Genomic DNA, 2228 nt, shown 5'->3' on the forward strand with positions numbered 1-2228 from the left:
GTGCCAAGGTGCTCGGCGCGCTGGTATCGGTGGTGGTGGTCGTCGTGACCGGGATCGGATGGATCGCCTACCGCGCTGCATCGGCTGGCATCACCACATCTGACGCGTTGGCCGGTGAACCCGCATCGACCGGAAGTGATCAAAACATCCTAATCATGGGGCTGGATAGCCGTCGCGACCAGCGGGGCCAGCCCCTGTCGCCAGACATCTATGACGCGCTGCATGCAGGCGGTGAAGATTCCGGCGAGGGCGACGCCGACGCGCTCATCGTCTTGCACCTGCCCGCCGGGGACGCTCGGGCCACGGCGATCTCCATCCCCCGCGACGACTATGTCGACCTGGCCGGATGCCCGACCTCGGATTGCCGGGGCAAGATCAAGGAAGCCTACCGCCTCGCCTACCAGCACGTGATGGACCGCGCCGGCTCCGACGGTCTGGAATCCGACACCGCCTCGGCTGACGCGCAAGACTCCGCGGCGAAAGAACAGACGGCCCGTGAGGCCGGCCGCAAGGCCGAGATCAGCACGGTCAGGCGTCTGCTGCAACTCCCGATCGACCACTTCATTGAGGTCACCTTGGTTGGGTTCTTTCAGGTCGCCCGGGTGGTCGAACCCATCACCGTGTGCCTGAACGAGGACACCTCGGATCGCTACTACTCGGGGGCGGACTTTCATCGGGGGATCCAGCAGATCAGTGCGGCCCAGGCGATGGCGTTCGTGCGGCAACGCCGCGACGCCGACGATGCGTTGTTCACCGACCTTGATCGAACCCGCCGCCAGCAGGCCTTCATCGCCTCGCTGGCCAGTGCGCTGCGCCGCAGCAGGGCGTTGTCGAGCCCGACAGGGCTGCGCACCCTGCTGGACGTCGCACAGCAAAACGTCGCCGTTGACGCGGGTTTCGACCTGGACGACTTCATGCGTAACGCGTCGGCGTTCCCCAACAGACCGGTCTTCCTATACACGCTGCCGGTCACCGATTTCGAGGAGATCTCAGACGGTGAAGACGTCAACATCATCGACGTATCCACCGTCCGCTCCATCGTGCACAATCTGTTGGCCGCCGATTCACCCGCCGCACCCGCGTCGACAAGCAGCATCAGCTCAGCACCGCAACCAGTCGACGGCGTGCAGCCGACCGCAGGCAGCATCGTGCTCAACGTGGTTAATGCCTCGGGCAAGCAAGGAGAGGCCGCGTACCTCGAAAAGTCCTTAGCGACAGGGGCCTTCACTGAGGGAGCGGTCAGCACTGCCGACTCCACCAGCCAGACAAGCACCATCGGCTACGGGCCCGGCGCAAAGGCAGCCGCCGCCGAGCTCGCCGATGGATTAGACATAAGTGCCACCGCATCCGACAGCGTCGCCCCCAACACGGTGCGACTGACCGTCGGGACCGATTTCGCCAGCTTTGACTACCTCAATCGCACATCGGCATCGCCGACCACAACCGTCGCGGCGCCCGTCACCACGGTGTCGGCCACCGGCACAGGCACGCAAGAACCGTCACCTACCAACCTCACACGCATGACCGCCGATGACATCCCCTGCGTGAAATGACAAGGGCCCCGCGAGATTCGCCGCTCCGACGAACTCCGCTGCGGATGGCTGGGAGCGTTCCCCTGTACCACTCGCACCAGCCAAGCACCCATCGCCTACCTCTGTCGTTCACCGCCGAGATGGGTTACAGCCGGCAGAACTCGGGGTCTACCAGATTGGCGCGCCGCGGAGCGGCGCCGTACCGGTGGTGCGGCCCTGCACCGGCTATCACGGCGTATCAGCCGGTGTAAGCGGGTCGGAATCTTATGCGCTACCAACGACTCCCCGGGGTCTACCATCGGCAGACATCATGAGTACGAGCTATTGGCGTGGCGCGGCCGAGGACGAGGCGATGCAGGACGAGCACCGCTTCGTCTGGACGGCGATGCTGGACACTATCGATGTCGACCTCGCCGGGACGCGGGTGCTCGACGTCGGATGTAACCGGGGAGGCTTTCTGCGGCTGCTCGCCGATGACTGCGGTATCAAAGAGGGCTTCGGCTACGATCCAGCGGCGGGCGCAATCGAGGACGCACGTCGCTTGGCGGGGACGCGCCCGCTGCGGTTCGAGGCCGCCGCAGCGCCACCCGCGGCGTGGAGTGGCTTCGATGTGGCGTTTAGCCACGAGGTGCTTTATCTGCTTGATGATCTGCCGGCGCACGCGACAGCCATCTTCCGGACCCTCAAGCCCGGCGG

The 2228-nt window shown here is 65.3% G+C and carries 2 protein-coding genes; both read left to right on the forward strand.

The features are described 5' to 3' along the window. Positions 1-8 precede the first annotated feature (8 nt). Positions 9-1553, forward strand: a complete 1545-nt coding sequence (locus tag VKI00_RS08885; RefSeq protein WP_324436817.1) for an LCP family protein — start codon at positions 9-11, stop codon at positions 1551-1553. 289 nt (positions 1554-1842) lie between these two features. After that, positions 1843-2228, forward strand: a 386-nt coding sequence (locus tag VKI00_RS08890) for a class I SAM-dependent methyltransferase (protein WP_324436816.1), incomplete at its 3' end; no start/stop codon positions are given.

The sequence above is a fragment of the Mycobacterium sp. genome, assembly GCF_035314665.1.
In the GTDB taxonomy this organism is placed as follows: Bacteria; Actinomycetota; Actinomycetes; order Mycobacteriales; family Mycobacteriaceae; genus Mycobacterium.